Source organism: Pseudomonas sp. SWRI50 (genome assembly GCF_014269095.1).
In the GTDB taxonomy this organism is placed as follows: domain Bacteria; phylum Pseudomonadota; class Gammaproteobacteria; order Pseudomonadales; family Pseudomonadaceae; genus Aquipseudomonas; species Aquipseudomonas kermanshahensis.
This window is the reverse complement of the sequence record NZ_JABWRW010000028.1, coordinates 1-26,087: the sequence shown is the minus strand read 5'-3', so window position 1 is coordinate 26,087 and position 26,087 is coordinate 1. Positions and strand designations below refer to the sequence as shown.

Here is a 26,087-nt window from a genome sequence, read left to right as displayed (position 1 = left end):
CGTAGGTTCACCTTCTGTCTGCATTCAGGTCCATTCCTGGCCACCAGCCCGGGGTGTAAGATCGACCGGGTAACGACCTATAACAACAAGAATCATGCGAGGCCTGTTTTTCTCACTGCCCCCGACGAATCACGCCTCAGCTTGCACAGGAAGATCGCAATGGTCCACCCCGTTTCTGCAATCGTAACGCCTTCGCCCGCCAAGACCTTCGGTTTTCTGATCTTGCCCAACTTCACCACCATCGGCCTGGCGTCGGCGGTGGAGACCCTGCGCATGGCCAACCTGGCGGCCCGCCGGCCGATGTACCGCACCGTGCTGATCGCCGCCAGCGATGAACCGGTGGCGGCAAGCAACGGCATGCGCGTGTTGCCTGACTACAGCATCGACAACGCCCCGGCGCTGGACACCCTGTTGGTGGTCGGGGCCAACCCGATCGATCGCAGCCGTGGCAACCGGCCCTTGATCGACTGGCTACGCCAGCTGGCCCGCCAACGCCTGCCGTTGGGCGGCATCTGCACGGGCAGTTACCTGCTGGCCAAGGCCGAGTTGCTCAAGGGCTACCGCTGCACCATCCACTGGGAAGACATGCAGACGTTGCAGGAGCAGTTCCCCGGTATCGTCATTTCTGGCCAGCTGTTCGAACTGGACCGCGACCGCTACACCTGCTCGGGCGGTGTGGCGGCCATGGACATGATGCTGCAACTGGTGGCCCGTGAGGAAGGCGGCCAGGACATCGCCGCCAAGGCCGCCGAACTGCTGCTGTGCGACCGTGTGCGTGGCGAGCGCGAACGCCAGCGGGTGCCCCTGCGCACCCTGCTCGGCAGCGCTCAGCCCAAGTTGAGCCAGGTGGTGGCGATCATGGAAGCCAACCTGGAGGAGCCACTGGGGCTGGAGGAGCTGGCCAGCCTCAATGAAGTGACCGTGCGCCAATTGGAGCGGTTGTTTCATAAATACCTGCAGCGCACGCCCAGCCAGTATTACCTGGAGTTGCGGCTGTCGCGGGCGCGGGAGCTGTTGTTGCGTAGCGATGTGCAGGTGCGAGAGGTGGCGTTGGCGTGTGGGTTCAGCTCGCCGGCGCATTTTTCCAAGAGCTACAGCCGGTTTTTTGGGCTGTCGCCGCTGGGGGAGCGGCGGCAGGCTTCGTTGCACTGACATCAGACAGTGCTGGGCTCTTCGCGGGCAAGCCCGCTCCCACAGGATTTCCACTCACCTTGAGCGCGGTGGGAGCGGGCTTGCCCGCGAAGAGGCCGGCACAGATCGAATCAATCCTTCAAGGCCGCATGCGCCGTCTCCCGGCACATCAGCATCGCCACCAGCGCCACCAGTGCTGCGGCCAACAGGTACCCCGCCGGCGCCAGCTTGCTGCCGGTCACCTGTATCAGCCAGGTGGCAATGAACGGCGCCGTCCCGCCAAACAAGGCATTGGCCACGTTGAAGCTCAGGGCGAAACCACTGAAGCGCACCCGCGTCGGGAAGATCTCCGCCAACAGGCACGGCAAGGTCCCATCGTTCATCGCCAGCATTGCGCCAAACAGAATCTGGATGGCCAGAATCACCAGCAGCGGTTGCCCATCGAGCAACGTGAACAAGGGCACGGTGAGCCCCAAAAACAGCAGCGAGGCGATCACCAGCATGGTCTTGCGGCCAAACTGATCCGACAGCCGCCCCATCAGGAAAATCAGGCCGATGTAAGTGGCCAATGAAACCGTCGAGGCAATGAAGGCATCTCGCTCGGTCATGCCCAGCTCAGTAGACAGGTACGTCGGCATATAGCTGAGCAGCAGGTAGAACGCCACCGCGTTCAGGCACGTCACGCCGATACCGATGCCGAGGCTGCGGCGATGCTGGGTCAGCAACTCGCGAATCGGTGCCGGGGTCATGCAGGCCTTGTTCTCGAGACGCTGCTCCATCTCCAGAAACTTGGGAGTGTCCTGCAGGCTCATGCGGATGTAACGGCCCACCAGCCCGAACGGTGCAGCCAGCAGGAACGGCAGGCGCCAGCCCCAGCTGTGCAGGTCCTCGGTGCTGAGTAGCTCATGCAGCACCGCCACAAACGCCGCACCGAACAGCAACCCCGCTGCCGTGCTGGCCGGCACGATACTGGTGTACAGGCCACGCCGGCCCTGGGGCGCGTATTCGGCCAGGAAGGCCGATGCCCCCGCGTATTCGCCCGACGCCGAAAAACCCTGCACCAGGCGTATCACCAGCAACAGGCACGGTGCCCATAGGCCGATCTGCGCATAGCCAGGCAGCAGCCCGATGCAGAAGGTCGAGATCGACATGATCAGGATCGACAACGACAGCGCATTGCGTCGCCCATGGCGATCACCAAAGTGGCCCCAGACCACGCCGCCCAACGGGCGAACGAGAAACGACAGGGCGAACACCGCGAAGGTCGCCAGCAGGCCGGTAGTTTTGTCGGTTTGCGGGAAAAACGTGGCGGCAATGATGGTGGCGAGGTAGCCATAGGCGGCGTAGTCGAACCATTCGACGAAGTTGCCCATGAAACTGGCGCGCGCGGCCTTGCGCAGGGCCTGGCGTTCGGCGCTGTGCGCGACGTTGCCGAGGGTTGAGGCGTTCAGGGTGGTGCTGGACATGACGGGTACCCTCTGGTTCTTCTAATTGGAGGCAGGGTCTGGTGGTCATACAGTGATTTTATTGTTGTTAGTGCCGGCCTCTTCGCGGGTAAACCCGCTCCTACAGGGGCCGGCACCGAGCCTCATTTGCGGATGATGTTGTGCTCCGGCCCGTACGGGAACTTGGTAATGTTTTCGGCGCCGCTGTCGTTGACGATGAGGATATCGTGCTCGCGGTAGCCGCCTGCACCCGGCCGCCCTTCGGGCAGCATGATCATTGGCTCGATCGACACCACCATGCCCGGCTCCAGCACGGTGTCGATGTCTTCGCGCAGCTCAAGCCCCGCCTCGCGACCGTAGTAGTGGCTCAACGTCCCAAACGAATGGCCATAGCCGAACGTGCGGTACTGCAGCAGGTCGTGACGCAGGAAGATCTCGTTCAGCTCACGGGCAATGTCACTGCAGCGCATGCCCGGGCGCACGAGTTTCAGCCCAGCCTCATGCACCTCGACGTTGGCCTGCCACAGGCGCAGGTGATCATCCGGGCAATGGTCGAGGAACAAGGTGCGCTCAAGGGCGGTGTAATAGCCGGCGATCATCGGGAAGCAATTGAGGCTGAGGATCTCGCCCTTGCCCACCGTGCGGCTGGTGACCGGGTTGTGCGCGCCGTCGGTGTTGAGCCCGGACTGGAACCAGGTCCATGTGTCCATCAGCTCGCCGTCGGGGAAAGACGTGGCGATCTCGCGAACCATCGCCTGGGTGGCGTGCAGCGCCACTTCGTACTCGGGCACATGCTCACGCAGGGCCTCGACCACTGCCGCGCCGCCGATATCGGCCACCCGCGCGCCGTGCCGGATCAACGCCTGCTCTTCTGCGGACTTGATCATGCGCATGCGCATGCACGGGGCGCCGATGTCCAGCAACTCGGCCTTGGGGTAGCAGGCGGCGAGCTTGGCGTGGTTTTGCAGGTTGAGGTGGTCGTATTCCACGCCGATGCGTGAGGCCAGCGGCAGCGCTTGTTGAATGGCGACGAAGAAGTTGTCGCGTTGCCAGTCGGTGTAGACGATGTTGTCGGTGCCGACCGTGCGCCGCCAAGGCTGGCCGCCATCGATGTTGGCACTGATCGAGACGACCTTGTCCTGGGTCACCACCAGTGCATAGGGGCGGCCAAACGAGCAGTAGAGGAAATCACTGTAGTAATTGACGTTGTGGTACGAGGTGAAGATCGCCGCTTCGATGTCCTGCTCGGCCATGTAGGCCCGCAGACGGGCGTGGCGGGCTGCGTATTCCTGAGCGGAGAAGGTCGCTTTGACCTTGTCGCCGTTGCGGATCTTCAGGGTTTTTGGCATGTGCATGGTCGGGTTCCTTGTCGTTGTGAGCACGCTGTTTCAGGCCGGCCGCCTGAGAAGCATTGCAACAGAACGAACGAGGACACTTTTGTATCTATCCGACCTGGAATTGGCGGGATGGCCACCGACGTGTAGGAGCAGCCTTGTGCTGCGAAGAGGCCGGTACAGGCAGCCCGAATTGCGGCTATCTGTACCGGCCTCTTCGCAGCACAAGGCTGCTCCTACACAGGCTGTGGGGTTTCAGGCACGCTTTATTTCAGATCAAAGCGGTCCAGCTCCATGACTTTTACCCAAGCCGCAACGAAGGCCTTCACAAACCTGTCCTTGCCATCGCTGCTGCCATACACCTCGCTCAACGCCCGCAACTGGGCATGCGAACCGAACACCAGGTCAACACGGCTGCCCGTCCATTTAACCTGCCCGGTCTTGCGGTCCCGGCCTTCAAAGCGCTCGTTGTCGGCTGACGTCGGCGTCCACTCCACGCCCATGTCCAGCAGGTTGCGGAAGAAGTCGTTGCTCAACGTACCCGGCTTGTCGGTGAACACCCCGTCCTTGTTGCCGCCATGGTTGGCACCCAGCACGCGCAGGCCGCCGATCAGCGCCGTCAGCTCGGGCGCCGTCAGTGTCAGCAGTTGGGCCTTGTCCAGCAGCAGTTTCTCGGCCTTGACGCTGTAGCGGTCCTTGGTGAAGTTGCGGAAGCCATCGGCCAGCGGTTCCAGCACGGCGAACGACTCGACATCGGTCTGTTCCTGGGAGGCATCGACGCGGCCGGGGCGGAAGCTGACGCTGCCACTGTAACCCGCATCCTTGGCAGCCTTCTCGACGGCGGCGGTACCTGCCAGCACGATCAGGTCGGCCAGGGAGACCTTCTTGCCACCGTTGTTGAACTCGCTCTGGATCTTCTCCAGCGCTGCCAAGACCTTGCCTACGCCCTGGTTCGCAGCCCAGTCTTTCTGCGGTGCCAGACGCAAGCGTGCACCGTTGGCACCACCGCGCTTGTCGGACCCACGGAAGGTCGAGGCTGAGGCCCAAGCAGTCGATACCAACTCGCCCACGCTCAAGCCTGAAGCCAGAATCTTGGCCTTGAGCGCAGCGACATCCTGCTCGCCCAACGATACCGGGTCGGCTTTAGGCAGCGGGTCTTGCCACAGCAATTCCTCGTTGGGCATTTCTGGCCCGAGATAGCGCGCCAGCGGGCCCATGTCGCGGTGGATCAGCTTGTACCAGGCACGGGCAAAGGCGTCCGCCAATTGGTCGGGGTTGTCCTTGAAGCGGCGGGCGATCGGCTCGTAGATCGGGTCGAAGCGCAGCGCCAGGTCGGAGGTGAGCATGGACGGCGCATGGGTTTTGCTGGGGTCATGGGCATCCGGCACGGTGCCTGCGCCTTTGCCTTCCTTCGGCCGCCACTGGTGCGCACCGGCCGGGCTCTTGGTCAGCTCCCACTCGAAATTGAACAGGTTGTTGAGGTACTCGTTGCTCCATTTGGTCGGGGTTGAGGTCCAGGTCACTTCCAGACCGCTGGTGATGGTGTCGGGGCCTTTACCGGAGCCGAATTTGTTGGCCCAACCCAGGCCCTGCATCTCCAGGCCCGCAGCCTCGGGCTCGGCCCCCACATTGTCGGCGGGGCCTGCGCCATGGGTCTTGCCGAACGCATGGCCCCCGGCGATCAGCGCCACGGTCTCTTCATCATTCATGGCCATGCGGCCGAAGGTTTCGCGGATGTCTTTGCCCGAGGCGACCGGGTCGGGGTTGCCTTCCGGGCCCTCCGGGTTGACGTAGATCAGGCCCATCTGCACGGCGGCCAGCGGGTTTTCCAGGTTGCGCTCGGCCTGCAGGTTGCGGCTCTGTTCTTCGCCGTGCTTGGCGGGTTCGGCCACCAGGTCACCCTGGCCGGGTTCCTGTGCCTTGACCTGCTCCTTGCCGTAGCGGGTATCGCCGCCCAGCCAGACCTTTTCCGAGCCCCAGTACACGTCTTCATCCGGCTCCCACACATCGGCACGCCCGCCAGAGAAACCAAAGGTCTTGAAGCCCATGGACTCCAGCGCGACGTTACCGGTGAGGACGATCAGGTCAGCCCAGGAAATCTTGTTGCCGTACTTCTGCTTGATCGGCCACAGCAGGCGCCGGGCCTTGTCCAGGCTGACGTTATCCGGCCAGCTGTTGAGCGGGGCGAACCGCTGCTGACCGGAACCGGCGCCACCGCGGCCATCGCCAATGCGGTAGGTCCCGGCGCTGTGCCAGGCCATACGGATGAACAGCGGGCCGTAGTGGCCGAAGTCGGCGGGCCACCAGTCCTGGGAGTCGGTCATCAGGGCCGTCAGGTCTTGCTTCAGGGCCTGGAAATCGAGGCTCTTGAAGGCGTTGGCGTAGTCGAAATCCGGGTCCATCGGATCGGATTTGGCGGTATGTTGGTGAAGGATTCTCAGGTTGAGCTGGTCAGGCCACCAGTCACGGTTGGTGGTGCCGCCACCTGCGGTTTGATGGAACGGGCATTTCGATTCGTTCGACATCTGTGGGTACCTTTGGGTCGGTTATCCAGATTTCCGGTCTATGCCAGGTGTTCTATCAGCCGAGCGCTTGGGCTCGTGCCTACCCCTCATCAGGTCTGGTCGGTGTCTTGCCGACACGGGGCTAGCGAAGCTGTCACGACCGGGCGGCACAGTCTTGAACACAAGTGCTCAGGCACGCCCCGGCCGCGGAATTCACAGGGCCAGGGGAAAGACTAGCCGAGCTTGGGCAGACTTCTAATAGAGCGAGTATTACGGGGTAATAGGCTGGCTCTGTCAGCGTTTTGCCGTGCGGGCCTTTTCGCGGGGCAAGCCCGCTCCCACAGGTAGATTCGCGGGCTTGCCCCGCGAAGAGGCCGGCACATCCATACAAGGCAAGCGGGCCTGCGCCGTGCTTCAATACACCGTCAATTCCCTAAACCCCGTGAGCCAAGCCCCATGAACCGCAACGACCTGCGCCGCGTCGACATGAACCTGCTGGTGCTGTTCGAAGCCCTGATGATCGAACGCAACCTGACCCGCGTCGGCGAAAAACTGTTCATCACCCAGTCCACCGTCAGCGCCGCCCTCGCCCGCCTGCGCGAGCTGTTCGACGACCCGCTGCTGATCCGCAACGGTCGGGCCATGGAGCCCACGCCACGGGCGATGCAGATTTTCACCGAGCTGGGGCCGGCCATGGATGTGATTTCTTCCGCCATCAGCCGTGCGCGGGCGTTCGACCCCGCCAACAGCTGCAACGTATTCCGCCTCGGGCTTTCGGACGACGCCGAGTTCGGCCTGCTCCCTGCCCTGCTTCAAGCCTTGCGCGAAGAGGCACCCGAAATCAGCGTGGTGGTGCGGCGGGCCAACTTCCTGTTGATGCCAGGCCTGCTCTCCAGCGGCGAGATTTCGGTGGGCGTGAGCTACACCACCGACCTGCCGGCCAATGCCAAGCGCCGCAAGTTGCGCGACATTGGCGTGCGCGTGCTGCGTGCCGACGATCGACCGGGGCCACTGACCCTTGACGAGTACTGCGCCCGCCCGCATGTGATGGTGTCGTTTTCTGGCGACATGAGCGGCAACATCGACCTGGACCTGGCGCGTATCGGCCGTTGCCGCAAGGTGGTGCTGGCCGTGCCGCAGTTCGGCAGCCTGCGCGCGCTGCTGCGCAACACCGAACTGATCGCCACAGTACCGGACTACGCCGCCTGCGCCCTGGCCGATGACGGCAGCTTGCGCGCCGACCCAGCGCCCTTCGAAATCACCGAGGCAGAACTGTCGATGGTCTGGAGTGGCGCCCAGGACAACGACCCGGCCGAGCGCTGGTTGCGCGAGCGGATCCTGCAGTTCATGGCCTCGCCATGAACCCAGGCCGTGTCACTTGCTCCGCTGCATCCACGCCGCGCCCAGGCCACTGATGCAGATGATCGAGATCCCCACCAGGCTCAGGCTGTCTGGCACCTGGCTGTAAAACAGCAGCCCAAGCAGCCCGGCAAACACGATCTGGCAGTAGCTGAACGGCGCCAGCAGCGCCGGTGCGGCATGGCGAAACGCCTGGGTCAGCAGCAGGTGGGCCGTCATGCCGAAACCACCCAGCGCCAGCATCAACAGCGCGTGGTCCCAGCGCGGCACCTCCCAGAAAAACGGCACCAGTGCACTCATCGCCAGGGTGTTGCACAGCCCTGCATAGAAGTTGCTGGTGGTGGGGCTGTCATGGGCAGCCAGAATCCGCGTCAGCAACTGATAGAAGCAGAAGCCCAGCGCCGAGCCGAAGGGGTACAGGATCGCCGGCGTGAACATCGCACCCCCGGGGTGCACCACCACCAGTACCCCGATAAAGCCCATCACCACCGCCACCCACTGCCCCACCGTCACCCGCTCCTTGAGCAGGGGTGCCGACAAGGCCGTGACCAGCACGGGCGCGAGGAAGTTGACCGCCGTGGCCTCCGCCAGCGGCAGGTATTGCAGGCCGGTGGTGAACAGCAGGCTGGTGCTGAGCAGGCTCAGGGCACGCAGGGTCTGCAACAACGGGCGACGGGTGCGCAGTACATTGAGGCCAGACTTGGGCAGGAAGATCCCGGCCATCAGCAGGGTGTGCACCACATAACGCGCCCACACCACCATGATGATCGGGTACAGGCCACCGAGGAACTTGGACAGGGCATCGTGGCTGGCGAACAGGAACGTCGCCACCACCACCAGGGCGATACCACGCAGCGGTTGGTTGACTCCGGACAGCGGTGTTCTGGAACTCATGGCGTTCTCGACGGCGGCGCGGCCGGATGCTGCGCCCAGGGAAAGCCGCACAGGGCTGGCCTGGCGGATGAAACAGCTCGAATTCTAGAAGAGATAGACGAGCATAAGGAAGTTCAATTAGCGCTTGTCCAGGCCAAACGCAATTTCCGTTCGCTGATCGACCACTTTCGCCCCGCCGCGCATGGTCCGCGCCGGGCTGATCGAAGACCATTCCCTACGGACTCTGTAACCACTACAAGGAACTGTCATGCGAAGGCTCACCACCCCTAACGGCCTGGACCTGCCCTGCATCGGCCTGGGCACCTGGCCGATGACCGGCAGCGAGTGCACCCAGGCCGTGCGCCAGGCCCTGGACCTGGGTTACCGACACATCGACACCGCCACCGCCTACAACAATGAAGCGGCCGTGGGCCAAGCCCTGCGCGAGAGCGACGTGCCACGCGAGCAGATCCACCTGACCACCAAGGTCTGGTGGGACCGCCTGGACCCCAAAGCCATGCGTCAGTCGCTGGAAGACAGCCTGCGCGTGCTGGGCACCGAGCAGGTCGACCTGTTCCACATCCACTGGCCGGGCAAGGACTGGGACTTGGCCCGCAGCATCGAGACCCTGGTAGCCCTGCGTGACGAAGGCAAGGCGCGCAGCATTGGTGTCGCCAACTTCCCGCTTGGCCTGCTGCGCCAAGTGGTCGAGACGCTGGGCGCGCCGTTGTCGGCCATTCAGGTGGAGTACCACGTGCTGCTCGACCAGCAGCCGTTGCTCGACTATGCGCGCCGCCACGACTTGCTGCTCACGGCCTACACCCCGCTGGCACGCGGGCAGGCGGCGCAACAAGAGGTGATCCAGGCGATCGCCCGCAAGCATGGCGTCCTGCCGAGCCAGGTGGCACTGAAGTGGTTGCTTGACCAGGACGGCGTCGCGGTGATCCCCAAGGCCAGCAGCCGCGAGAACCAGATGGCGAATTTGGCGGCGCTGGACGTGCGGCTGGATGATGAAGACCGGGCGTTGATTGCGGGTTTGCCGAAGGATCAGCGCGTGGTCAGCCCCGACTTTGCGCCTGACTGGAATAGCTGAGCATGACCGGGGCCGCTGTGCGCCCCATCGCCGGCAAGCCGGCTCCCACAAATTGCGCGCACCTCGCGATCAACGCTGTACCTGTGGGAGCCGGCTTGCCGGCGATGGGGCGCGCAGCGGCCCCCGCGCACCTAGCCCCACAGCAACGCCACCTGCTTCAACCGCTCACTCGCCGGCACAGGCCGCCCATACAGGTAGCCCTGGAAGTGCGAGCACCCCTCTGCCGCCAGGCGCCGCATCTGCTCTTCTGACTCCACACCCTCGGCCGTGGTCTTGATCATCAGGCTGTTGGACAGGTCGGTAATGGCGCGGATGATCGACATGGCTTCGCGGCTGTCGCACATGTCATGCACGAACGACTTGTCGATCTTGATCCGGTCGAACGGGAACGAACGCAAGTACCCCAGCGACGAATACCCGGTACCGAAGTCGTCCAGCGAAATCGACACACCCAGGTCTTTCAGCGCCCGCAAGGTGCGCACGTTCTCTTCACTGTTACCCAGCAACACCGACTCGGTGATCTCCAGCTCCAGGCGCCGCGCCGGCAAGCCCGAATCAGACAGGGCCAAAGCCACGGTATGGACCAGGTTGGCATTCTTGAACTGCACCGGGGACAGGTTGACCGACACTGTCTGTTCGCTGTCCCAGCTGGCCGCTTCCTGGCACGCCAGGTTCAGCGCGCGGATGCCGAGCTCGTGAATCAGCCCGGTCTCTTCGGCGATGGGGATGAAGTCCATGGGCATGACCATGCCGCGGGTCGGGTGCTCCCAGCGCAACAACGCCTCATACCCCGTCACACTGCTGGTCTGCTGATCGACCACCGGCTGGTAGTGCAACTGCAGTTGACCAAGGTGCAGCGCCGTACGCAGGTCGGTTTCCACCAGGCGGCGTTGGCGGGCGGCGACATCCAGCTCGACATTGAAGCACTCGTACCGGTTGCGTCCATTGCGCTTGGCTTCGTACAACGCCATGTCGGCATAGCCCAGCAGTTGCTCGGCCTGGTCATTGTCGTCGGGGGCGATCGCCACGCCGATACTCACACCCACCGTGAACTGATGCCCCTCGATCTGAAACGGCGGGCAAATGGCATTGATCAGGCGCTGCGCGGTATTGCACGCGGCATCACGGCCATCCAGCCCCGTGAGCACGATGGCAAACTCGTCACCGCCCAGGCGGGCCAACGTGTCGTGCTCGCGCAGTTCGCGGCGCAAGCGCTTGCCCAGCTCACGCAGCAGCTTGTCGCCGAACGCGTGACCTAACGAATCGTTGATGTTCTTGAAGTTGTCCAGGTCCAGGCACAGGGCAGCGGTCAGCTTGGCGTTCTCATCACCGCGTACCAAGGCTTGGCGCAAACGCTCATGGAACAGCGTGCGGTTGGGCAGCCCGGTGAGGGCATCGTGGTGCGCCATATGGTGGATCTGCGCGTGGGCCGCCAACTCTTCAGTGGCATCTTCGGCCACGAACAGCACATAGTCGGCCTGGCCCTCGCGGTGCTGGCTGAGCAGCGTACGGCTGCGCAGGGTGCGTGGCCCGCACTGGGTGTCGACCCGGGTTTCGGCGGCATAGCCCTTGGTGCTGCGTGCCCCGCGAGCGAGCTGTTGCTCCAGGTAATCGGCTGCAGCCGGCGCCAGGCTTTGGGCAGGCAGTTGCCCGATCATGCTTGAACCCGGCACACCAAAAAGGCGTTCGGCCTGCTGGTTGGCCAGCAGGATGCGCTGGCTCTCCAGGTCCTGAACCATGACACTGGCCGGGATGTTGGCAATGACCGAGTCGAGAAACTGCGACAGCTTGGCCATCTCTTGGCTGTACTGTTCGGCCAGTTCCTTGGCTTTGAGCAGCTCCAGCTCCTGCTGGTGGCGTTCGGAGATGTCGCGGGTGACCTTGGCGAACCCCACCAGGCGGCCGTCATCGTCATGCACCGCGTCGATCACCACATGCGCATGGAAGGCCGAGCCATCCTTGCGCAGCCGCACACCCACCTCTTCGAAGCGCCCCGTGCAACGCGCCTGTTCAAGGTTGTGCGCGGGCAGCCCGGCAGCCCGTTCGGCTTCGCTGTAGAACAACGAGTAATGCTGGCCGACGATCTCGTCGGCAAGGTACCCCTTGGCCCGCTGGGCGCCGGGGTTCCAGTTGGCAACAATGCCTTCGGGGGTGAGCAGGTAGATGGCATAGTCCACCACGCTCTGGATCAACAGCCGATACATGATGTCGGGGCTTGCGACTAGCGACATGAAATTAACCTGAACCTTCGACGGCCACGAAAAGGAACCCCGGCGCTGCGCAACCGGGTCTTGTACAGAAGTGATGGCATTATGCCGGTCACTCGTATTTTGTGAAGTGGTTCACAGAATTTTGCTGCACTGTCCTTTGCCGTACGAAGGGCTGAAGGCGGGGACGTGCCTGGCCCCTCACCCTTCATCAGTACCTGATCATCACCGATTTCAGTTCGGTGTAATCCTCGATGAACGCACTGCCAAACTCACGCCCTACCCCGGATGCCTTCGACCCACCAAACGGCACCGCCGGGTCGAGGAAGGTGTGCATGTTGACCCACACCGTGCCCGCTTCGATCTGCGGGATCAGCCGCAGCGCCTTGGACAGGTCGTTGGTCCACAGGCTGGCGGTCAGGCCATAGGGGCTATCGTTCATCAACGCCAGCAACTGCTCTTCATCGTCGAACGGCAGCACACAGACGATCGGGCCGAAAGTTTCCTCGTGCAGCAACGGGTCACTGGGGTCATTGGCCAGCACCACCGTAGGCTCGACGAAGTAGCCCGGCCGATCAAGCGCCTTCGCCCCACAGACCACCGTGTTGCTGGCCCGGGCACGCTCGAAGAAGCCGAGAATCTTCTGCAGGTGCGCAGCATTGGCCAAAGGGCCGAACTGGGCGTCGGGGTCCAGCGCCGAACCAATCTTCAACTGCCCCAGCGCTTCACCCAGCTTGCGGGTAAATTCCTGAACCTTGCTGCGGTGCACATACACCCGCTCCGGCGATGCGCACACTTGCCCCTGGTGCACGAAGGCCGTCTGCAGGATGCCTGCCACGGCGCCGTCCACGTCCACATCGGCCAGCAAGGCTGCCGGGTTCTTGCCCCCCAGCTCCAGCGTGGCGCGGGTCAGGTTGGCCGCCATCGCAGCCTTGCCGACGGCGATACCGGTCGGCACCGAGCCTGTGAACGCGACCTTGGCCACGAGCGGGTGCTCGATCAACAGCTGGCCCGCCTGCCCGCGCCCATTAACCACGTTGAACGCCCCCGCCGGCACCCCTGCCTCGACCGCCAGTTCGGCGATGCGCAGCAGCGTCAGCGGCGTGAATTCGCTGGGTTTGATCACGATGGTGCAACCGGTGACCAAGGCAGAGGCGATCTTCCAGATACCGATCATCACCGAGAAATTCCACGGCACGATCCCCGCGACCACGCCCACCGGCTCACGCAGGGTAAAGGCGGTGTAGCGCTCGCCACCGAATGAAGGCAGCGACGGGGTCATGGTCTGCCCAGTGATCTTGGTCGCCCAACCCGCGAAATAACGCAGGAAGACTACACTTTGAGCGATCTCCAACCCCCGCGAGAGGTTGATCGACTTGCCGGAACACAGGGTCTCGAGCTGTGCCAGCTCTTCGGCATTGGCCTCGATCAGGTCAGCCAAGCGGTTGAGCACCACGCCTTTCTGATAGGGGGAAACCTCAGCCCAACTGCCCTTGAAGGCCTGCCGGGCGCTGTGCACCGCACGTGCTACTTCCACCTCGCTGGCCTCGGCAACCCGGCTGATGACCGTGCCGCTGGAGGGGTCGTGGATATCGACTGACGGCCCCGCCTCACCCGCCTGGTATTGGCCCTCGATGAAATGGCCATGGGGCCTGGCGAGGAACTCGACCACGGCAGGTAACAGTTGGATATCGCTCATGACATGACTCCTGGAAGGCAGCGCAAAAGTGTGTGCGGGCCGATCTTCAGGCCCCCGCCTACCCGCCTGCCAGCCCCGACCGGCGTTTTGTCAGGGAGCCTCAAGAGAATGTCACGCTGGCCAAATCACCACGCCGGCCCAGGCGGCACACTGCGATCACTGCGATATCTGCATAACCCATAACAACATCGGAGATAGCCAATGCGTCGCGTAGACAGGCTTAGCATCTCGGCAGCCCTGGCCTTGGCCCTGGCCGCGAGCACAAGCGCGGTGCGGGCCGACCTGCCCGCCGAAGAGATCGGCCAGACCAAACTGCCGTTCCCGCCGGACCCTCACCGTGTCTACATCCTCGATGTGGACTTCAAGAACCCCATCGCCGGCAAGGTGGTGGTGGTCGACCCCAAGGCCAAGCGCATGCTCGGCATGACCACCAACGCCTTCGTCGCCCCAACGGCGCTGAGCCCAGACAACCGCACCCTGTACTCGGCCAACCTGTTCTACTCGCGTGGCACCTACGGCGAACGCACCGACGTACTGGTGGCGTGGGACACCCAGACCCTGCGCCCGCAATGGGAAGTGGTACTGCCCGCCAAGCGCGCCTCCACGCTCACCGAGAAGTACGCGATGGGCGTCAGCGCCGACAGCAAGCTGGCATATGTCTTCAACCTGACGCCGTCGACATCGGTGACCGTGGTCAATACTCAGACGCACGCGGTCGCCAGCGAAGTCGCCATCAGCGGCTGCGTACTCAACTACCCAGTCGGCAAGCGCAGCTTCGCGTCACTGTGCGGTGACGGCCAACTGCTGGTGGTGACACTGGATGATGACGGCAAGGAAGTCTCGCGCACCCAGACGCCGTTCTTCGACCCGAACAAGGTCCGCCTCAACGAGCGCGCCATCGCCAACGGCGACACCTACTATTTCACCACCACCCATGGCGAGGTGTACCCGGTGAGTTTCGAAGGGGGCAAGGCCAAGCCGCAGCCCACCTGGTCGCTGGTCAGCGACGAGGAACGCAAGCAAGGCTGGGCGCCGGGTGGCTGGCAAGCCCTGGCCTTGGCGCCAGGCCTGAACCGGCTGTATGCGCTGATGCATGACCAGCACACCGATGGCAAATGGGAAGACCCGAGCACCACCATCTGGGCGTTCGACCTGAAGACGGGCAAGAAGCTCGGCACGCTCGACTCGCCCAAGCCGGTCTGGAGCCTGCAGGCCAGCCATGACAAGGCGCCCATTCTGGTGGCCACTGACCTGGAAGGCGGCGTGCAGTTCTTCGACCTGGCCACCGGCAAGCACAGCGGTGCCATGGACCAGATCGCCGACACGCCCGTGCTCACCTTGGCCCCTTGGTAAACAGGAGACCCGACCATGCTCGACCCTGTTCTCGTGATTGCCAGCAGTACCGCTTTGGCGACGCTGCTGGCCAGTGCCGCCAGCCACAAGCTACGTGACCTGCGCGCGTTCAGCGCCATCGTGCGCGACTACCAACTGCTGCCAGCACCCCTGGCACCGGTAGCCACGGCAAGCCTTGCACTGGCCGAACTGGCTCTGGCGCTGGCCTTGCTGCTACCCGGTGGGCGAGCCAGCGCGGCGTTGGCGGTGGTGCTGTTGATGGCGCTGTATGCCAGCGCCATCGGCATCAACCTGTGGCGTGGCCGCCGCGACATCGATTGCGGCTGTTCAGGCCCCGGCGCTGCCCAGCCACTGCGCCCAGTGCTGTTGCTGCGCAACCTGGTGATCGCCCTGTTGGCCGGCCTGGCGGCGCTGCCCATGGCCGAGCGTGCACTCGGTGCCCTGGATATTTTCGTGGTGATTGCGGCCAGTGCCGTGGCGCTGCTGATTCATGTGGCGGTGGATGGCCTGCTGGCCAACCAGCCGCGTCTTGCCAAATTGACTGGGAGATAACCCATGCAACTGCTTATCGCATCGAACATTTTGCTCTGGCTGCTGCTGATCGCGGTGGCGTTCACGGTCATGGCCCTGGTGCGCCAGATCGGCGTGCTGCATGGCCGCATCGCGCCTGCCGGTGCGCTGATGGTAGACAAAGGCGTGACGGTCAACGACCCCGCCCCACAGGTCACCGCCGCCGACCGTCATGGCCGCCCGGTAAACATCGGCTACCGCAGCGAACGCTCGCAACTTCTGTTCTTCCTCGCGCCCGGCTGCCCGGTGTGCAAATCGCTGCTGCCGGCGGTCAAGTCGATTGCCAAGGACAACAGCGGCGAGCTGGACGTGATCTATGTCAGCGACGGTGATTTTGCCGAACAGCAGGCCCTGATCGACGCCAACGACTTGCAGCAAGCCACCTATGTGGTCGGCCCCGAGATCGGCATGACCTACCAGATTGGGAAGCTGCCGTACGCCGTGTTGATCGACCAGGCCGGCACCCTGCGCGCCAAGGGCCTGGTCAACTCCCGCGAGCACCTCGACAGCCTGTTCGAGACCGTGCACCTGGGCAGCGCGAGCCTGCAGCAGTACCTGCACGGCAACCACGCGCACGGCCATGCTCACGACCATGACCATGCCCACCCACACAGCGCGCAACACTGATCGCGGAGCACACCATGAGTTTTCTCGACAAACTGTTTGAACGCTCCAGCCGTCATGTCGCCGACACCACCTCACGGCGCAAGGTGCTGGCGCGCCTGGGCTCGCTGATCGTCGCCGGCGCGGCCCTGCCGGTGCTGTTGCCGATCGACCGCACCGCCAAGGCGCTGGCCGCCGAGCAGCCGAAAATGGGCGACCCAGGTGACCCGACCAGCTGTGACTATTGGCGCAACTGCTCGATCGACGGCTTCCTGTGCTCGTGCTGCGGCGGTTCGATTACCTCCTGCCCGCCCGGCACCGATGCCTCGCTGGTGACCTGGATCGGCACCTGCCGCAACCCGGCCGATGGCAAGAACTACATCATCTCGTACAACGACTGCTGCGGTAAGCACGCGTGCGGCCAGTGCGCCTGCTCGCGCAACGACGATGAACAACCCTTGTATCGCCCGTTCAACAACAACGACATCAACTGGTGCCTCGGGGCTGAGTCGAAGATCTACAACTGCACCGTTACCATCATCCGCGGTGTGGCGGTCTAGCGCCGTGAAGGCCCTGACCGCGGTGTTGATCCTGTGCCTGCTGGCGCCTGTCGCCCAGGCCAGGACCCTGCCCAACCCCAACCAGCGCCCGGCGTCGGGCAACGAGGTGCCACCGGTGCCGATTGCCCAGGCCGGTTACTCGGTGCCGGTGAATTATCAGTTGCAATGCGCCGGCTGCCACCGCGACAACGGCGAAGGCTCGGCGGCCAACGACACGCCGCGCATGCAGGGGTTTGTCGGCAACTTCCTGCGGGTACCGGGCGGGCGCGAGTTTCTGGTGCGGGTGCCGGGGATTTCCCAGTCGGCGCTTAATGATCAGCAGATTGCCGATTTGCTTAATTGGCTGCTGGCGCGGGATGGGATGGCCGGCAACAGCTCACCCGAGCAATGGCCGCCGTACAGCGGCGAGGAAGTGCATCGGGTACGTCAGAACAGCATGCTCAACCTGCCGCATGTGCGCGCCGGGTTGATCGAAGCGATGCAGGCCAAGGGCATTCCCATCAGCGATGGGCTTGGCCACTGAATCACGCAAGCGTTGTGCCTTCAGCCCGCCCTGTCAGCGGGCTTTTTTTTGGTTGTCGGGTGGTTTTTTTGGGGGGGGTTGGGGGTGTTCGTCGCAGGATTTTCGGCGCCTGTGAGATCGAGCGCCGCCCGCGCGGCGCTTCGCGGGGCAAGCCCGCTCCCACATCTGTTTCGGGCCAGTCATTCCTGTTCCATGGGCGCGCGGCCCCTTAGCGCCCACCTCAATATCGAGGTGGACCAACAAGGCGGTCGCGCGCAAATATCACAGGCTGCACTGGCCCGAAACAGATGTGGGAGCGGGCTTGCCCCGCGAAGCGCCGCGCGGGCGGCGCTCGATCTACGCCCCACCTTCACAACCTGAGGCAGGCACCTCGTCGCCCTCACCCACCCTGCCAAAGTGCAACATCTGGAAACAAACCTGTATCAATTGGCTACATCCCAGCGCATTCCAGCGCACTAATCACACCACTACCACTGCCAACACCCTCATCACAAAAAAAATTCATCCCAATTAAAACAATGCACTAGCAAATACCCCCTGCTACACCACCCCCTCTCAGGCCCGATTTTTGCTTGAAAATTCAAGTGAATTATAATGCTTTAAGGCACCCCTCCAAGAGTTCGCTCAAGCGAACCGTTCCACGTCCTACCGTGCGAGGCCCCCATGACACCAGCAACCCGTGTTACCGACGATCACTTCCAGGCCTGGCTCAGCCAAGTCAACGATGCCTGCGGCCACTTCAACGCCCGCAAGCTCGACGCAGGCTTCGTCGGCCAGCTCGAAAAGTGCCAGGTAGGCCAGATTTCCATGAGCATCGTCGACATGACCCACGTCAACCTGTTCCGCGGCCCGCGGGAAATACGCGCCAGCGGTGCCGACAACTACTATGCCGTCTTGCAGATGGCCGGCACCTCGCATATCGAGCACCAGGATGCACGCATCGAACTGCGGCCCGGCGACCTCACACTGATCGACGCCAGTGCCCCGCTGGACATGCACTTCCACCAGCGCTCGCGCCAGTTGTCGCTGATTTTGCCGCGCACTCAGGTCGAAAGCGGCACCCGCGGCGTCAGCGTGGCCTGCGCCAAACGCATCGAAGCGCAAACCCCGTTGGCCAGCATGGCCCGCCAGATGATGCTCGAAGCCGGCCGCACCCAGCACATGGCCAACAACGAAAGCCAGGCGGTACTGGAGGCGCTGATCGCCTTGCTGCGCCCCGCCATCACCCAGGACTCGGTGCCCGGCAGCCACGAGCGCATGTTCCGCAAGGCCCTGGCACTGATTGACCAGCGCATCACCTGCGAAAGCCTGACACCTGAGTTCATTGCCCGCGAAGTGGGCATCTCCATGCGCAGCCTGTACCGCATCTTCGCCAAGCACGACCTGGTCATAGCCCAGTACATCCGCAACCGTCGCCTCGACTTCTGCGCCGAAAGCCTGCGCAATCCGTCGATGGATCAGAAGGTGTCGTCGCTGGGGTATGCCTGGGGTTTTTCCGATTCGAGTTATTTCAGCACCGCATTCAAAGGCCGGTTTGGCATGACCCCAGGCGAGTACCGCAAGCGTCACGCCAACTGACAAGCCCAGCAAACACCCTGGCAGGCACAACAAAACCCGCCCGCCTGTACTCGCACACAATCAAGCAGAACACCAACAAGAAGCAGCCCCGCGCTGCCCTACCCAGGAACCGTGCGTGATGTCGACCGTCGTATCCAGCAAGTTCGTAATGCCCTTCCTGCTCGCCGCGCTGGCCAGCCCGCTGGCCCTGGCCGAAGACTGCGCAGCCCCGCAGCGCCAACAGGGCGAACAGGTGTTTGCGCGCGACTGCGCGGCGTGCCATTCGGCGCAAAAGGATGGCCCAGTGATGATGGGCCCCAACCTGCACGACGTGGTGGGCCGTACCCCCGGTACCGTGCCAGGGGCCAATTACTCTCAGGCCATGAAAACCCGCCAGGCGGCCTGGACGGCGCAAAGCATCGGCGCCTTCATTGCCCAGCCACAGGCGGCAGTACCCGGCACCTACATGCCTTATGCAGGGTTGCCGGACGCGGGCGAACGCCAGTCGGTGACGTGTTTCCTCGCCGGCCTCAAGTAACCACGTTTGCCCACGAAGGCCCCGCAATGGGGCCTTCTGCGTTTTTAACGCCCGCCCCATCAGCTTGGCACACCGCCAAAGTCAACTGGCAGCCAGGGCAAAAGCCCAGGGCTGGGCTTGCTTCATGATCATTGGCACGTCTTCGGAACTTCTGCCAAAACCATGACAAAGGAAGCCAGACCATGCACCACCGCCCGTTCCGCCTAACCTTGGCCGCACTCCTGGCCGGGGCTTCGCTGAGTGCGTCCGCGCACGAGCTGTACAGCGATGCCGAACGCCATCTGAACGCCAATGTGGAAGCCGTGTTCGGGGCATTCCACAGCGAACGCAGCTACGCCATCGCCCGCGGCCAACCCGGCTCCACCTCGTGGCGGGAAGGCTATATCAAGTATGGCTTGAGCGCCGACCAGGCCCTGGGCAGCGTCGGTTCGCTGTACGGCGCCTTCGCCATGCTCAGCTCAGCGACCTGGGGCGACGGTGATGCTGCCGGCTTCAGCGATGGCAGCGAACGCACCAGCAAGATCGAGGATGCCTACGTGGGCTGGAAGTCCGGCAACCTGGTGCCGATCCTGGGCGAGGACGGTATCGACCTGTCGTTCGGCAAACAGATGGTCGCCGTGGGCGATGGGTTTCTGCTTCAGGGTGACTCGCTGAACGTCGGCCATGGCCTTGCCGATGGTCAGTTCAACCGGGGCGGTGCGTACTACCTTGCCGCGCGCAAGAGCTTCGACAAGACCGCCGTGCTGCGCCTGGGCGGCAACAGTGGTTGGCGCGGCGACCTGATGTGGCTGCAGTCAGACAACCGCGCCCAGGCCAACACCGAACTGCACGTGGCCACCCTTGAGCACGTGGCGGACGCTGGCACCGTCGGCCTGACCTATATCGGCACTACCCATGTCGACGAGCAGTACGCCTCCCCGCTGCAACTGGAACGCGATGGCATGAAGACTTACAGCCTGCGTGGCCAGGGCAATGCCGGGGTAGAAAACCTGTTTTTGTCCGGGGAATACGCCAAACAGGACAAACCCCATACCGCCACCGAGGACGCCTGGTACCTGGAAGCCGGCTGGACCTTCGCCGACCTGCCCTGGCAACCGAACCTGAGCTACCGCTACAGCCGCTTTTCCGAGCAGTACGACACGCTGTTCTATGGCCTCGGGCGCGGGTTGGGTACCTGGTTCCAGGGTGAAGTGGCCGGTAACTATGCCGGGCCATTCAACAGCAATGCGCGGGTGCAGAAGGTCGGCCTGACGGTCAGCCCGACGCCGACGTTGAACCTTGGCGTGATGGGGTTCCATTTCGACACCATCGATCGCAGCCTGGGCAATGTGGACGGACGCGAGCTGGATATCTATGCCGAGTGGACCCTCAATGATAACCTGATGATCGTGCCGCTGGTGGGGTTGTATCAGCCGGATCGCAGCGTGGAGCAAGGGGGGACGCAGTTGGGCAACCACCACGACAACCTGTATGGCCAGGTGGTGTTCGTCAGTACCTTCTGAGCTGCAGGCACTGGGGCTGCTTTGCAGCCCCAGCATCCGTGACTACCGCTCTGGCACCGGCAACGGCGCGTCGCTGTTCCACGCCGTCACTGGTCGGCTGAACAGGTTCTCGGTCTGGAAATGCGCCATGCGCCACTGGCCCTCTTCCAGCGCAAAGCGCACGGTCAGCCGGGCAGCATTGAGGTGTGAGGCGCCGTCGGCAAAGGTACTGGTCTGCAACATCACCCAGCGCCCCAGCCCTTCCTCACCGGCCACCTCGATAACCTCACTGGTCAGAAAGTGCACATTCAAGGCGAAATGCGCCGGGGTCTTCATGTAGGTGGCGAACATCGCCCGGATCGCTTCGCGCCCGCGGTAGCCGCCAAAGCTCTCGGCGTACTTGGCGCCCTTGCCCTCCCACACCGCGTCACGGCAAAACAGCTGCGCCAATTCATCGAGCGGGGATTGCGCGTCCAGTTGGTCGCACAATGCCATGTAGCGGTTGATGCAGACGCGGATGGCCTGCTGGTGTTCAAAGCTGCGCAGGCGGGCCTGGAGTTCGAGGATATCGGTCATCGCAATCGTGGCCTCAATGATCGTTGCCGGCGTAAAGGTTCAGCAGCACGCGCTCGGCCACTGCCAGCAATTTCTCGTCGGCGCCTTTGGCCGCCACCAGTTGCAGGCCAACCGGCAAACCGGCCTCGCTGCCTAGCGGAATGCTCAACGCCGGGTGCCCCGACAGGTTGAACGGCCGCACCAGCGAGGTCATGCCCAGCACCGCGCGGGTATCGGCGGCGTCCTCCAGGCGCAGTGGGAAGTCCGGCATGGTCGGCAGGGCCAGGACATCGAAGTTGGCCAGGGCCTGGTCGACTTCTTCAGTAAAGCGTCGACGCACCTCCTCTGCCTCGGCCAGCGCCGTGTCAGTGGTCTGCCCCGCTGCCGCCAGGCGCCCGGCGATATCGCTGCCGACCTTGCCGGTTTGCAGAAGGTGACCACAGCCTTCGAACGTCTCGCGGTTGATCACGACCATGCCGGCGTCATAGGCGGCGCCAAAGTGTTTGAGTTCGACATTGCCCAACGGCAAGCCACTGGCGCTCAGGGCCCCGTGCACCACCTTGTGGATGGCGGCCTCGGCGGTCACCCGCAATACGCCGATGCGCGCCCTGGCCGGTACCTGGGCGGGGACGAAACTGGGGTCGATCATGCTCATGGCGCGTACCAGCATCGGCAGGCTCGCGGCGAACGGGCCCACGCAGTCGAGGCTGGTGCGGGCCGGCATCACGCCTTTACGGCTTACCCGGCCAAACGTTGGTTTGAGGCCGAACACGCCACAGCAACAGGCCGGGACACGCACCGAGCCACCGGTGTCGGTGCCCAGGCTGAAATCCGCCAGGCCCGCGGCCACCGCAGCTGCCGAGCCGCTGGACGAGCCACCGGGTATGCGCCCCGGAAAGCGCGGGTTGGCGGCCGTGCCGGTATAGCGGTTGATGCCGGTCGTGCCGAACGCCAGTTCGTGCAGGCTAACCTTGCCGGTCAGCCGGGCACCGGCCGCCAACAACTGGCTGACCACGTCGGCATGCCGCTCGGCCAACGGCGCATCCTCTAACGCCTGGCTGCTGGCGCGGGTCGCAGTACCGGCGACATCGATGGTGTCCTTGACCACGACCCGGGGGCCGGTGCCGCCCAGATCAAGGGTTTCTACTATGATTGTCATTGTTGTGCAGCCCTCTTCAAGAATGGATGCCGGGCCTTGGCCCAGCCGATAAAATGCGTGCCGATTACTTGAAATGTCAACTGAACATTCCAGTATTATGCGCCCGCTTTACGGTAGCCAAATGCGCGGAAACGTCTATGATGTCGCGACTATTTCCGCACAAGTAGTGAATCGATGAGCAACTCGAAAAACACAGGCCACAGCCACCACGACCCAGCCAGCGATGAATTTCGCAAGGAAGATTTCCCCTTCTACTGGCTGGCGCGCGTGCATGGCCGCTACACCCAGAACATGGAACGTCTGCTCAAGAAGATCGACCTCGACGTGCCGCGCTGGCGCGTGCTGTGGATCCTCAACGAGAACGGTGAATCGAGCATTTCCGAGATCTCCACCCACGCCATCGCCAAGCTGTCGACCATCACCAAGATCGTCTACCGCATGAAGGACGACGGCCTGGTCGATACCGCACCAAGCCCGGAGGATGGGCGCGTGACCCAGGTGCGGATCACCGAAGTCGGCCTGCAGAACATCGAGCGCATGCAGGACGTGACGCGCGAACTATTCCAGCGCAGTTTCAAGGGGCTGACCGAAGCACAGGTGCAGCGCCTGAACCGGATGCTGGAAGTGGTGTTCCATAACCTCGAAACACTTTAACTTAACGCCCAATCCCCCCCCCTGTAGGAGCAGCCTTGTGCTGCGAAGAGGCCGGCGCAAACGGCACACATCGCCGGTACTTTCACTGGCCTCTTCGCAGCACAAGGCTGCTCCTACACAGGTCCGCGCAAGCTGTTCGGCACGCCTTCGGGAGCACACATCGCGGGTGCTTTCACCGGCCTCTTCGCAGCACAAGGCTGCTCCTACACAGGGTCAGCGCAAGCTGCTCAGCACGCCTTCGAGGCCTCGCATACCCGGTGATAGGCGCGGTTGAAATACACCAGCCCATCGTCCGCCCCACCATGGCGGATGTCCTGGATCTCGCAGTAGAAAATGCTGTGCGAACCCACCTCATGCACCTGGGCAATGCGGCAGTCGAAGTTGACCAGCGCCTCCTGCATCACCGGCGCGCCGCTCTCCAGCACGGTCCAGTGCGTGGTCGCAAAGCGCTCTTCCGTGCTCAGGTTGCGGTTGGCAAACGCCCCCGACAGCTCCTGATGGGTACCGGCCAGCACGTTCACGCACAGCGCACCGTTGGCCTTGAATTGCTCATTCGAATACGAGGCGCGGTTCATGCACACCAACAACGTGGGCGGCGCGTCGGTCACGCTGCACACCGCCGACGCGGTAAAACCGAAACGGCCTGCGGGGCCATCGGTGGTGATGACCGATACGGCGCCACCGAGCAGCGCCATTGCATTGCGAAACTGGCTTACATCTACCATGGTCATGCTCCTCAGATATCCAGCACCAGCTTGTTGGACTTGGCCCGCGAGCAGCACACCAGGATCTGGTCGTTCGCGGCTTTTTCTTCATCGGTCAGGTACACATCGCGGTGGTCCGGCTCGCCTTCGAGCACTTCGCACATGCAGGTCCCGCAGACGCCCTGCTCGCAAGAAATGTCGATCTTGATGCCAACCTGGGCAAGCGCTTCGAGGATGGTCTGCCCCTCGGCCACCTGCACGGTCTTGTTGCTGCGCGCCGCCACCACTTCGAAACCTTGGCCACTGGCGTCGACCTCGACCTGGAAGTACTCCTTGTGGATGTGGTCTTCGGCATAACCCTGCCGACGCGCGCCTTCGATCACCCAGTCCATGAAGCCGGACGGGCCGCAGGTGTACAGGTGGGTGCCCTGGCTGGCAGCGCCCAGCACCGCCTCTAGGTTCAGGCGCTGTGCCGGGTCTTCATCATCGAAGTGAGTGACCACCCGCGCGGCGAACGGCGCCGCCGCCAGCGCCTCGAGAAACGCACTGCGGCTGCGCGAGCGCCCGCAATAATGCAGTTCAAAATCCGCGCCCTGCTGGTGCAGGGCATGGGCCATGGCGATCATCGGCGTGATGCCGATACCACCGCCCAGCAGGATCGAACGGCTGGCCTGCGGCGCCAGCGGGAACAGGTTGCGCGGCGCACTGATCTGCAGCTCGCGCCCTTCCAGCAAGGTCTCGTGCACGCCCAGCGAGCCGCCGCGTGAAGCTGGGTCTTTCAGCACGCCCAGGCGATACACCGAAGCATCGGCCGGGTCACTGCACAGCGAATACTGGCGCACCACGCCGGGCGCGACGTGGATATCGACATGCGCGCCCGCCTCGAAGGCCGGCAACGCCCCGCCATCAGCGCGCCCCAGGTCGAGGACGACCACGTCGGCCCCTTGGATCTCGCGCTTGCGCACGACTACGTTCAACAATTGTTCATTCATGGCCGGTGTCCCGTGTAACGACAGGAGGCGCGCAGCGCCCCGCAAAAAAAATCAACGCATGAACAGGCCGCCGTTCACGTCCCAGGTCGCCCCGGTGGTGAAGTAGGCTTCGGGCCGCGCCAGTTGCACGATCAGGTCGCCCAGAAAACCGGCGTCCCCCAGGCGCTGCACCGGGATGTTCGCCAGTAGCCCTGGCAGGCGCTCGGCAGGCACCGCGGCATGCACCGCCGGCGAATCGATCGGGCCGGGGGCGATGGCGTTGACCGTGACGCCACGGGCAGCGAACTCCTTGGCGAAGATCTTGGTCAGGGTGACGATCGCGCCCTTGCTCGCCGCGTAGTGCGCGCCGGTCGCGGTGCCGCCGTTCTGCCCGGCCAGCGAGGCCATGTTGATGATCCGCCCGTAACCGGCCTCGGCCAGGTACGCGCCGAACACCTGGCAACCGAGGAACACGCTGCGCAGGTTCAGGCCAACCACGGCGTCGAATTCTTCCGGGCTGATCTGCATCAGCGGCGTGGTCTTGGTCACCGCAGCGTTGTTGATCACCACGTGCAGGGCGCCAAAGTGCTCCAGCACCTGGGCCAGCGCCTGCTCGAAATCGGCCTTGCTGGCGACATCGAGCTTGACCGCGAGGGTACGGCCGCCCTGCCCTTGCCGGGCTTGCTGCAGTTGTTCGGCGCTGGCCTGAGCGAGCGCCAGGTCACGGTCCGAGACCACCACGTCAAAGCCTGCGGCAAGCAGTTGCGCGCAGAAGCGCTGGCCCAAGCCCTGGCCGGCGCCGGTTACCAATGCGACTTGGTTCATGGTCGGTTCCTCACAGGATGTAGCCGATACCGGCGAGGGTATCGTCACTGTTGATCAGGCTGATCACCTTGCGGTGGATCTTGAAGCTGCCTTGCGCCCGTACCAGGGTGTAGGTCAGGTCGGCGCTGTAGTGCTTGAGGCTCTCTTTGCGGAACTCGCGCACGTTCTGCGCGCAGCGCACGGTGACGTTGACGCCGTCGTCGCCCAGCACCCGGAAGCGCGAAATCGTGCGCACGGTGCGCGGCTGCGGGCTGGTGGAAATCGACTCGCCGCCGATCAACCGCTGCACGCGCAGGCCACGCATGTGGTGGTCGTCGTAGGCGTAGTTGAGGGTGTTTTCGTAGTCGCTCTCGCGCGGGTCGATGGGGATGATGTACGTGCCTTTTTCG

General features: G+C 63.6%; 24 protein-coding genes. 12 read left to right on the top strand and 12 right to left on the bottom strand.

From position 1 onward, the window contains the following. Window positions 1–159: 159 nt before the first annotated feature. Complete coding sequence (cahR, locus tag HU750_RS22995) at window positions 160–1,152, top strand: transcriptional regulator CahA (RefSeq protein WP_186682574.1); 993 nt, start codon at window positions 160–162, stop codon at window positions 1,150–1,152. A 110-nt stretch (window positions 1,153–1,262) separates the two neighbouring features. Here cahR and HU750_RS22990 read toward each other — a convergent pair whose 3' ends face one another. From HU750_RS22990 to katG, 3 genes are all read right to left on the bottom strand, one after another. Further along, on the bottom strand, window positions 1,263–2,597 hold the full coding sequence (locus HU750_RS22990; protein WP_186682572.1) for an MFS transporter: 1,335 nt from the start codon (window positions 2,595–2,597) through the stop codon (window positions 1,263–1,265). A 122-nt stretch (window positions 2,598–2,719) separates the two neighbouring features. After that, on the bottom strand, window positions 2,720–3,931 hold the full coding sequence (gene creA / locus HU750_RS22985; protein WP_085274322.1) for a creatinase: 1,212 nt from the start codon (window positions 3,929–3,931) through the stop codon (window positions 2,720–2,722). Between the two features lie 245 nt (window positions 3,932–4,176). Next, a complete protein-coding gene (gene katG, locus HU750_RS22980) occupies window positions 4,177–6,435 on the bottom strand; it encodes a catalase/peroxidase HPI (protein ID WP_186682570.1) in 2,259 nt (752 codons plus the stop codon). Window positions 6,436–6,870: 435 nt separating this feature from the next. Between katG and HU750_RS22975 the strand changes: the two genes are divergently transcribed. Further along, the gene (locus tag HU750_RS22975; RefSeq protein ID WP_027595347.1) at window positions 6,871–7,776 is read left to right on the top strand and encodes a LysR family transcriptional regulator; all 906 of its coding nucleotides are present in this window, start codon (window positions 6,871–6,873) and stop codon (window positions 7,774–7,776) included. A gap of 12 nt (window positions 7,777–7,788) precedes the next feature. On the opposite strand, the gene HU750_RS22970 is transcribed toward HU750_RS22975, so the two are convergent. Then, window positions 7,789–8,667, bottom strand: coding sequence for a DMT family transporter (locus HU750_RS22970; RefSeq protein WP_099453761.1), 879 nt, complete (start codon window positions 8,665–8,667; stop codon window positions 7,789–7,791). Window positions 8,668–8,914: 247 nt separating this feature from the next. On the opposite strand from HU750_RS22970, the gene HU750_RS22965 reads away from it, so the two are divergent. Further along, window positions 8,915–9,739, top strand: coding sequence for an aldo/keto reductase (locus HU750_RS22965; RefSeq protein ID WP_186682568.1), 825 nt, complete (start codon window positions 8,915–8,917; stop codon window positions 9,737–9,739). 131 nt (window positions 9,740–9,870) lie between these two features. Here the strand turns inward: HU750_RS22965 and HU750_RS22960 are convergent, their stop codons facing one another. Both HU750_RS22960 and HU750_RS22955 read right to left on the bottom strand, forming a co-directional pair. Further along, on the bottom strand, window positions 9,871–11,970 hold the full coding sequence (locus tag HU750_RS22960; protein ID WP_186682566.1) for a putative bifunctional diguanylate cyclase/phosphodiesterase: 2,100 nt from the start codon (window positions 11,968–11,970) through the stop codon (window positions 9,871–9,873). 187 nt (window positions 11,971–12,157) lie between these two features. Next, window positions 12,158–13,645, bottom strand: coding sequence for an aldehyde dehydrogenase family protein (locus tag HU750_RS22955; protein WP_186682564.1), 1,488 nt, complete (start codon window positions 13,643–13,645; stop codon window positions 12,158–12,160). A gap of 201 nt (window positions 13,646–13,846) precedes the next feature. Between HU750_RS22955 and HU750_RS22950 the strand changes: the two genes are divergently transcribed. The 8 genes from HU750_RS22950 (at window position 13,847) to HU750_RS22915 (ending at window position 20,851) form a co-directional block, all read left to right on the top strand. Then, on the top strand, window positions 13,847–14,998 hold the full coding sequence (locus HU750_RS22950; RefSeq protein ID WP_186682562.1) for an amine dehydrogenase large subunit: 1,152 nt from the start codon (window positions 13,847–13,849) through the stop codon (window positions 14,996–14,998). Between the two features lie 15 nt (window positions 14,999–15,013). Continuing rightward, on the top strand, window positions 15,014–15,550 hold the full coding sequence (locus HU750_RS22945; protein ID WP_186682560.1) for a MauE/DoxX family redox-associated membrane protein: 537 nt from the start codon (window positions 15,014–15,016) through the stop codon (window positions 15,548–15,550). A gap of 3 nt (window positions 15,551–15,553) precedes the next feature. After that, complete coding sequence (gene mauD, locus HU750_RS22940) at window positions 15,554–16,195, top strand: methylamine dehydrogenase accessory protein MauD (RefSeq protein ID WP_186682558.1); 642 nt, start codon at window positions 15,554–15,556, stop codon at window positions 16,193–16,195. 14 nt (window positions 16,196–16,209) lie between these two features. Further along, window positions 16,210–16,731: a methylamine dehydrogenase light chain gene (locus HU750_RS22935; RefSeq protein ID WP_027595339.1), complete on the top strand. Its 522-nt coding sequence runs from the start codon at window positions 16,210–16,212 to the stop codon at window positions 16,729–16,731. Window positions 16,732–16,735: 4 nt separating this feature from the next. After that, entirely contained in the window at window positions 16,736–17,254 is a 519-nt protein-coding gene (locus tag HU750_RS22930; protein WP_186682556.1) for a cytochrome C, read from the top strand. A 663-nt stretch (window positions 17,255–17,917) separates the two neighbouring features. Next, the gene (gene feaR / locus HU750_RS22925; RefSeq protein ID WP_099429006.1) at window positions 17,918–18,832 is read left to right on the top strand and encodes a transcriptional regulator FeaR; all 915 of its coding nucleotides are present in this window, start codon (window positions 17,918–17,920) and stop codon (window positions 18,830–18,832) included. A 118-nt stretch (window positions 18,833–18,950) separates the two neighbouring features. Beyond that, on the top strand, window positions 18,951–19,349 hold the full coding sequence (locus HU750_RS22920; RefSeq protein ID WP_027595336.1) for a c-type cytochrome: 399 nt from the start codon (window positions 18,951–18,953) through the stop codon (window positions 19,347–19,349). A gap of 182 nt (window positions 19,350–19,531) precedes the next feature. After that, window positions 19,532–20,851: an alginate export family protein gene (locus HU750_RS22915; RefSeq protein ID WP_186682554.1), complete on the top strand. Its 1,320-nt coding sequence runs from the start codon at window positions 19,532–19,534 to the stop codon at window positions 20,849–20,851. Window positions 20,852–20,893: 42 nt separating this feature from the next. Here the strand turns inward: HU750_RS22915 and HU750_RS22910 are convergent, their stop codons facing one another. Both HU750_RS22910 and HU750_RS22905 read right to left on the bottom strand, forming a co-directional pair. Continuing rightward, window positions 20,894–21,406: a nuclear transport factor 2 family protein gene (locus HU750_RS22910; RefSeq protein ID WP_186682552.1), complete on the bottom strand. Its 513-nt coding sequence runs from the start codon at window positions 21,404–21,406 to the stop codon at window positions 20,894–20,896. A 13-nt stretch (window positions 21,407–21,419) separates the two neighbouring features. Then, window positions 21,420–22,544, bottom strand: coding sequence for an amidase (locus tag HU750_RS22905; RefSeq protein WP_186682550.1), 1,125 nt, complete (start codon window positions 22,542–22,544; stop codon window positions 21,420–21,422). 174 nt (window positions 22,545–22,718) lie between these two features. Between HU750_RS22905 and HU750_RS22900 the strand changes: the two genes are divergently transcribed. Further along, entirely contained in the window at window positions 22,719–23,198 is a 480-nt protein-coding gene (locus HU750_RS22900) for a MarR family winged helix-turn-helix transcriptional regulator (protein WP_186682548.1), read from the top strand. A 227-nt stretch (window positions 23,199–23,425) separates the two neighbouring features. On the opposite strand, the gene HU750_RS22895 is transcribed toward HU750_RS22900, so the two are convergent. The 4 genes from HU750_RS22895 to HU750_RS22880 form a co-directional block, all read right to left on the bottom strand. Further along, window positions 23,426–23,923 (bottom strand): flavin reductase, encoded by a 498-nt coding sequence (locus HU750_RS22895; protein ID WP_027595331.1) that lies wholly within the window; start codon window positions 23,921–23,923, stop codon window positions 23,426–23,428. An 11-nt stretch (window positions 23,924–23,934) separates the two neighbouring features. Next, complete coding sequence (locus tag HU750_RS22890) at window positions 23,935–24,894, bottom strand: PDR/VanB family oxidoreductase (RefSeq protein WP_186682546.1); 960 nt, start codon at window positions 24,892–24,894, stop codon at window positions 23,935–23,937. Window positions 24,895–24,945: 51 nt separating this feature from the next. Beyond that, the gene (locus HU750_RS22885; RefSeq protein ID WP_186682544.1) at window positions 24,946–25,698 is read right to left on the bottom strand and encodes an SDR family NAD(P)-dependent oxidoreductase; all 753 of its coding nucleotides are present in this window, start codon (window positions 25,696–25,698) and stop codon (window positions 24,946–24,948) included. 10 nt (window positions 25,699–25,708) lie between these two features. Continuing rightward, window positions 25,709–26,087, bottom strand: a 379-nt coding sequence (locus HU750_RS22880) for an aromatic-ring-hydroxylating dioxygenase subunit beta (protein ID WP_186682542.1), incomplete at its 5' end; no start/stop codon positions are given.